9 protein-coding genes are annotated in these 6,876 nt (G+C 71.5%); 3 read left to right on the top strand and 6 right to left on the bottom strand.

Annotated elements, in window-relative coordinates:
- The 6 genes from ACH4FX_RS39350 to ACH4FX_RS39325 all read right to left on the bottom strand — a co-directional run.
- A partial coding sequence (locus tag ACH4FX_RS39350; protein ID WP_398486318.1) for an urease accessory protein UreF occupies window positions 1–371 on the bottom strand: 371 nt, incomplete at its 3' end.
- 43 nt (window positions 372–414) lie between these two features.
- On the bottom strand, window positions 415–2,136 hold the full coding sequence (locus tag ACH4FX_RS39345) for an urease subunit alpha (protein WP_398486317.1): 1,722 nt from the start codon (window positions 2,134–2,136) through the stop codon (window positions 415–417).
- Window positions 2,129–2,440: an urease subunit beta gene (locus ACH4FX_RS39340; RefSeq protein WP_073762566.1), complete on the bottom strand. Its 312-nt coding sequence runs from the start codon at window positions 2,438–2,440 to the stop codon at window positions 2,129–2,131. The genes ACH4FX_RS39345 and ACH4FX_RS39340 overlap by 8 nt, the downstream gene beginning before the upstream one ends.
- Window positions 2,441–2,457: 17 nt before the next feature.
- Window positions 2,458–2,760 (bottom strand): urease subunit gamma, encoded by a 303-nt coding sequence (locus ACH4FX_RS39335; RefSeq protein ID WP_398486316.1) that lies wholly within the window; start codon window positions 2,758–2,760, stop codon window positions 2,458–2,460.
- Window positions 2,761–3,248: 488 nt separating this feature from the next.
- Window positions 3,249–3,593, bottom strand: coding sequence for a type II toxin-antitoxin system Phd/YefM family antitoxin (locus tag ACH4FX_RS39330; RefSeq protein ID WP_398486315.1), 345 nt, complete (start codon window positions 3,591–3,593; stop codon window positions 3,249–3,251).
- A 105-nt stretch (window positions 3,594–3,698) separates the two neighbouring features.
- Entirely contained in the window at window positions 3,699–4,010 is a 312-nt protein-coding gene (locus tag ACH4FX_RS39325) for a hypothetical protein (protein ID WP_398486314.1), read from the bottom strand.
- 492 nt (window positions 4,011–4,502) lie between these two features.
- Here ACH4FX_RS39325 and ACH4FX_RS39320 point away from each other — a divergent pair, with 492 nt between their 5' ends.
- From ACH4FX_RS39320 to ACH4FX_RS39310, 3 genes are all read left to right on the top strand, one after another.
- Complete coding sequence (locus tag ACH4FX_RS39320) at window positions 4,503–5,135, top strand: ATP-dependent Clp protease proteolytic subunit (RefSeq protein ID WP_398486313.1); 633 nt, start codon at window positions 4,503–4,505, stop codon at window positions 5,133–5,135.
- Between the two features lie 6 nt (window positions 5,136–5,141).
- On the top strand, window positions 5,142–5,447 hold the full coding sequence (locus ACH4FX_RS39315; protein ID WP_398486312.1) for a hypothetical protein: 306 nt from the start codon (window positions 5,142–5,144) through the stop codon (window positions 5,445–5,447).
- 780 nt (window positions 5,448–6,227) lie between these two features.
- Window positions 6,228–6,701, top strand: a complete 474-nt coding sequence (locus tag ACH4FX_RS39310) for a C40 family peptidase (RefSeq protein WP_398486311.1) — start codon at window positions 6,228–6,230, stop codon at window positions 6,699–6,701.
- The last annotated feature ends 175 nt before the right edge of the window (window positions 6,702–6,876 follow it).

The raw sequence follows: 6,876 nt of genomic DNA, 5'->3' as shown, positions 1-6,876 counted from the left end.
ACGATGGGCTGGTGCGCGCCGCGCGGCCGGGCCGCGGCCAGCGCGTCCAGCTCCGCCGAGGGCCAGGTGGCGCGGGCGGCGCGCATCATCTGCCGCCCGAGCCGGCGCGCCGCCAGCCGCAGCGCGGGCACCGGCGTCCGGGCATCGGCCGCCTCATCCAGCACCACCGGATCGCACCCGGCCGCCGCCGCGGCCGCCAGCGCGGCCGCCACCAGCCCCGCCGTGTGCAGCCGCCCCCGGCAGAACGCCTCCAGGCTCACCGCGTCCCGGATCCGCCCCGCCTTCACGGCCGCCTCGGCACCACCGGAGTGGGCATGCCCACCCGCCGGAAACCGGCCGTCCGCCAGAACGAGCAGTGCCGCCCGGCTCATCGCCGTACCTCCTTCTTCGGCCTCTCGCACATGTACCGGCCGCTCAGAAGAGGAAGTAACGCTGGGCCATCGGCAGTTCGGCGGCCGGGGCGGGCTCGACCACGTCGCCGTCGATGGTCACCGTGAAGGTGTCGGGATCGACGTGGACGCTCGGCAGCGCGTCGTTGTTGCGCATGTCCGCCTTGGTCACGCCGCGGGTGCTGCGGATGGCCCGGAAGGACTTGGCCAGCCCGAGCCGGTCCGGCAGTCCGTCCGCCACGGCCTGTTCGGAGACGAAGTTGACGGAGTTGGCGCCGGGCGCCTGCCCGATGGCACCGAACATCGGGCGGGGCAGCACCGGCTGCGGGGTGGGAATGGAGGCGTTGGCGTCGCCCATCTGCGCGTACGCGATCTGGCCGCCCTTGATGACGAGCTGCGGCTTGACGCCGAAGAACGCCGGGTCCCACAGCACCAGGTCGGCCAGCTTGCCCTCCTCCACCGAGCCGACCTCGTGGTCGATGCCCTGGGCGACGGCCGGGTTGATGGTGTACTTGGCGACGTAGCGGCGGGCGCGGGCGTTGTCCGCGAGCAGGTCGCCGGGCAGCGTGCCGCGCCGCTTCTTCATCACGTGCGCGGTCTGCCAGGTACGCAGCACGACCTCGCCGATGCGGCCCATGGCCTGGGCGTCCGACGACATGATCGAGATGGCGCCGAGGTCGTGCAGGATGTCCTCGGCCGCGATGGTGGAGGGCCGGATGCGGGACTCGGCGAAGGCGAGGTCCTCCGGCACGGCGGGGTTGAGGTGGTGGCAGACCATCAGCATGTCGAGGTGTTCCTCGACGGTGTTGACGGTGTGCGGGCGCGTCGGGTTGGTGGAGGCGGGCAGCACGTTCGGCTCGGAGACCATGGCGATCATGTCGGGCGCGTGGCCGCCGCCGGCGCCCTCCACGTGGTACGCGTGGATGCCGCGGCCCCCGATGGCGGCCAGGGTGTCCTGGAGGAAGCCCGCCTCGTTCAAGGTGTCCGTGTGGATGGCCAGTTGCGCGCCGCTCTCCTCGCAGACGCGCAGACAGGCGTCGAGCACGGCGGGGGTGGCGCCCCAGTCCTCATGGATCTTGAAGCCGAGGACACCGGCCCGCAGCTGGTCGCGCATCGAGGCGGCGGACATGGTGTTGCCCTTGCCCAGCAGTCCGACGTTGACGGGCAGCCCGTCCATCGACGCGAACATCCGGGCCACGTGCCAGGCGCCGGGCGTGATGGTGGTGGCCTTGCTGCCCTCGGCCGGGCCCGTGCCGCCGCCGACCAGGGTGGTCACCCCGGAGGCGAGGGCCTCGTCCACCTGCTGCGGGCAGATGAAGTGCACGTGGGTGTCGATGGCCCCGGCGGTGAGGATCTTGCCGTTGCCCGCGATGACCTCGGTCTCCGGGCCGATCACCAGGTCGGGGTGGACACCGTCCATGGTGTCGGGGTTGCCGGCCTTGCCCAGCGCGGCGATCCGCCCGTCCCGGACGCCGACGTCCGCCTTGACGACGCCCCAGTGGTCCAGGACCACCGCGCCGGTGATGACGGTGTCGGGCGCGCCCTCGGCGCGGGTGGCGCGGGACTGGCCCATCGATTCGCGGATCACCTTGCCGCCGCCGAAGACCGCCTCGTCACCGGCCCGGCCCGGGCCGCCCGCCCGGTCCTCGGTGATCTCGATGAGGAGGCCGGTGTCGGCCAGCCGTACGCGGTCGCCCACGGTCGGGCCGTACAGGTCGGCGTAGGCGGCGCGGGTCAGGTCAGCCATCGAGGGAGCCTCCGGTCTCGCCGCGCAGGCCCGCGACGATCCGCTTGCCCCCGACGGGGACGAGTTCGACCTCGGTGGGGATGCCGGGCTCGAAGCGCACGGCGGAGCCGGCGGGGACGTTCAGGCGCTTGCCGTGCGCGGCCGCACGGTCGAAGTCGAGACCGGGGTTGGCCTCGGCGAAGTGGTAGTGGGAGCCGACCTGGACGGGGCGGTCGGCGGCGTTCAGGACGGTCAGGCGGGTGACGGGGAGCCCGGGGTTCAGGCGTACCGGCGCATCGGCGTGGAGGATCTGGCCGGGGATCATCGTCGGTTCTCCCGCGCTCAGTTGATGGGTTCGTGGACGGTGACCAGCTTGGTCCCGTCGGGGAAGGTGGCCTCCACCTGCACGTCGTGGATCATCTCGGGCACGCCCTCCATGACCTCGTCACGGGTGAGGACCTTGCGCCCGGACGACATCAGCTCGGCGACCGTACGGCCGTCCCGCGCGCCTTCGAGGATGTGCGAGGTCAGCAGTGCAACGGCCTCCGGGTGGTTCAGCCGCACCCCGCGCGAGCGGCGCTTTTCGGCCACGTCCGCCGCCACATGAATCATCAGGCGTTCCTGTTCATGCGGGGTCAGTTGCATACCTTCACCTCACAGTCCTCAACCCTGGGTACATAAGCCCAGGTCACGGGTGTCAATAAACCCGCAAAAGCAGATGTATCACACAGTAATTAAAGGTGGAGCAAACCGCTCACCAGCTCCGCACCATCAATGGCCCGGCGCTCGCAGGTTAGTTCGGCGCGATTTCGACGGCGTTAACTCGGCGGTTCGGGTGCGGAACTTCGCCGGTGGGGCCGTATCGCCGCCTGCCGGCCGACTCGCGCCCCGCTACCACCCGGACCGTCGCCGAGGCGCAGGCCGTGGGCCCATCGGCTCACCGGAACCGGGCTGTTTCGTATACGGCGACGCGCGCCTGCGGTACGGCAGACGCGCGACTGGAGAAGGACTTCACAAGGACCGCTGCGGCCAGGGGCATCGCCACTGAGAACGAGGCGAAGAGCAGCGGGCGCTCGGGCCGCACGCCCTTCAGGAACACCGGCGTCCGGCGGTCGCCCGTCTCCGCGATCGGGTCAGCGGTCCCCGGCGCACGGACCGCCGTGCTCGCCGAGCGCACCCGGCACCCCGCGGTCGCCGGTCGTACCGCGGTGTTCGGCCGCGATGCCGAAGCGGCGCCACTCGCCGGGCCGGGCGGGGAGCGGCCGGACCGAGGAGACCGTGCTGATCACCTGCTCCTCGGCCGCGGCCTCCTCCGCCTCCCGGTACGCCTCCAGACGTTCCAGGTCGGCGGCGGACACCAGGGCGACCAGCGGCTTGCCGTGGCGCGTGACGACCACCCGCTCGCCGCCGTAGACGACGCGGTTGATCAAGTCCGCCAGCTCCGCCCGAGCCTGTGTCACCGGAATCTCGTAAGCCATGGCTCCAGCTTAGGTCGCGTCCACGACATTCCGGCCAGGGCGGCAGGGGAACGGCCCGGCAGCACTGCCTGGCCGTGTGCGCCGGGCCGCGTACGCCGGGCGCGGTCAGGTGGTGGTCCGGTCGGTGGTGTCGGTGGATTCGCGGCTGCCGCACTTGGCCAGGCCGCGGCTGATCATGTAGCCGATGGTCAGCAGTGTGACGTAGAGCCACGCCTGGTCGGCGGGGAACCGGTCGATGTCGGCGGCGTCGTCGCCGACCACGGCGGAGGCGACCAGCACCGCCACGACGGCGGCGAGGTAGACGAAGAACTCGGTGCTCCGGAACGCGGGTTTGGTCTCCGCGCTCGAACGCCGCTCGGTACGGGCGGCCCGGGACCGGCCGGATTCCGGGTATCCGGCGGATGAAGCGGTAGCCATCGCGTCCTCCTGGACTCGACTCGGCCCGATGGACTCGGGTACGCCCGGCGGGTACCCGGGCGCCCGGGGCGGGAACGGCGGCGCGCGTCAGGGCGGAGACCGCAAGGGCCCCTTTGGCCAGGGGCTCGCGCGCCGGGTGTCACCTCCGTGGGCCGGCGGGGTTTTCCGAGGGACCGGCGGTGCGGTGGAGGCAATCCGGTGCGCCGCGCGCCGGGCCGGTGCCGGGCCGCGCCGGGGAGTTCGGCCGGAACGCTCCCCGGAGGGGAGCCGGTAGGGGAACCGGCCAGGCGGCGGAACACCCGTACCGCCTCACGAGCAGTCAAATCGACCGCTTTCCGCCGGCCCTGACACCCCATGAGGCGTTTCGCTCTCAGCGAGCGTCCGGCACTCCTCCGTCGAAAGCCATTGCCTTCCGCGACGGAAACGTGCTCCCATCAAGCTCTACGTACGTTCTGTACATTCTTTACAGGTGGACAGGGAAGAGGAGTACCCATGAACCGCCCCGAGGCCCGTTACGTCCTGCCGGAGTTCACCGAGCGCACCTCGTACGGGGCCAGGACCATGGACCCGTACTCCAAGCTGCTCAGCGAGCGGATCATCTTCCTCGGCACCCAGGTCGACGACACCGCGGCCAACGACGTGATCGCCCAGCTCATGCACCTGGACTACGACGCGCCCGACCGGGACATCTCCCTCTACATCAACTCCCCCGGCGGCTCGATCACCGCGATGACGGCGATCTACGACACGATGCAGTTCGTGGGGTGCGACATCGAAACCGTCTGCCTCGGCCAGGCGGCCTCCGCCGCCGCGGTGCTGCTGGCGGCGGGCACCCCCGGCAAGCGCCTCGCTCTGCCGGGTGCCCGGATCCTCATCCACCAGCCCTCGATCGACGAACCGGTGCAGGGTCAGACCGACGACCTCCGGATCCAGGCCGACGAACTCCTGCGCTGCCGGGCGCTGCTGGAGGAGCTGCTGGTGAAACACACCGGACGGCCCGCCCGGCAGATCACCGAAGACCTCGAACGCGACAAGATCTTCGACGCCACGGCCGCCGTCGAGTACGGCCTGATCGACGGACTCACCCGCAGCCGCAAGCACTCCACGGCACTGGGCGCGAGGTGAGCCGGGATGCTGCCGCCCGAACTCCCGCCGCTGCCCGCGCTGACACGAGCCGAGGGCGAGTTCATCGACAGCTATCTGGCGGTCCTGGACCTGCTGGGCCGGATCAACCCGGCCCGCGGCACGGACACCTACGGCGGGCTGCGGGCCGCGCAGGCCCTGGTCAGCAAGTCCGTCGCCCTGCGGGACGCGTTGACGCTGATGCACGACCGGGGTGAGAGCGAATTGCACGCCGGGACGCTGGCGCAGGCCCTGCGCGTCCTCGACGGCGAGCGCCGCGCACGCCTCGTCGCGGTACCTCCGCCGCGCAGTTGACGCACGGAGTTGACGCCGTACAAGCCGGTGGCGCGGGGCCGGTCGCGCCCCGGCAGCCGGTGACGTGTCCGGCAACCGGTGTGGCCCGTACCGAAAACGGTCGGCGGGGCGATGAACACGCGGCCTGCGAAGGCGTCGTGAGGAGTGACCGCACAGATCAGGGGGGCGCCCGTACGAGGGTCGGGCGCCCTCCTGACGCCATTTGAGGCTCATCCGCACCACCAGGCACACACCGCAAGGTATGGCGGAGTCCTACAGGAGGAGCCGGAGCGCTCCGCGAGCACGGCAGCGCGCCGACACGGAGCCCGATCGGGCTCGCCCGAACGGCGTATTCACGGAGACACGCGCTGCACCACACAGCTTGCGCCGCGCGCGCACGTGTCGCCCGGAACGCGCGGTTCCGGGCCTGGTACACGGGTCCTCATCCGTCGCGGCCCTCCCGCGAAACACCTGCCGTCCACCCGAACGGAGCAGGCGTGACCAACCTCACATACCGCCGTTTCTGCTCGGAATCCGGCCGCCGGATGCGCAACGATCGCTTCGACGACAAGCCCCCGCCACAGCGGTGGGGCGGTCCGGACGGACGCCCAATCCTGCCGCCGTACCGGACGTCTGGTCGATGTGTTTGGACCGGCAGGAGCGGAGGACCCGAGCACGACGGGCCCGCCGGCCGCCACGGCCGGACCGGCCCTTGGGGTGAAGTCGCCACCGCGACCGGGCATCTTCGCCTGCCCGAACCCGACAGGTACTCCTTCGCCGGCGCCTGACGAAGGGTTGCGCATGAGTGCGCGTACCACCACTTCCCCCCTGCTGGTGCGGGCCGGGATGATCTCCGTCGTCGCGCTCGCCACGGTCGGCGGAACACTGGTCGTTCCGGGAGCCTCCGCGGACGCCGAAGCCGCGACGACTTCGGCGGCAGCGCTGCGGATCGCCGCTTCCAAGAAGGGCTCGCCCTACAAGTACGGGGCCAGCGGGCCGCACCGTTTCGACTGCTCAGGACTGACGCTGTACTCGTTCAAGCGGGCCGGCAAGCGGCTGCCGCGCACCGCGGCGGCCCAGTACAACCGCACCCGGCACCTGTCCGCGTCCGCGCGCCGCCTCGGCGACCTGGTCTTCTTCCACTCCCGCCGGGGGATCTACCACGTGGGCATCTACGCGGGCAACGGCAAGATCTGGCACGCACCCAAGCCCGGCTCCGTGGTGCGCCTGGAGCGCATCTGGTCGCGCAGCGTCTCGTACGGCCGGGTCCGCTGACGCGGCCGTCCTGAAAGAGCGTGCGTACGGGGCCGGGTGCGGCCCCCGGTGCCCGCGCCGCGGTACGCGCACCGGCGCCCGTACGCACGCACACGCAGCGGGAGTGATCAACGCGCCGGTGGATACCCGGACACAATGGCCCCCTTCACCGACGACGACCGGAACGGACCGCCTG

It is taken from the genome of Streptomyces sp. NPDC018019, from assembly GCF_044327805.1.
Taxonomy (GTDB): domain Bacteria; phylum Actinomycetota; class Actinomycetes; order Streptomycetales; family Streptomycetaceae; genus Streptomyces.
Note: the sequence above shows the minus strand (reverse complement) of the source record. Positions and strands in the feature narration are given on the sequence as shown.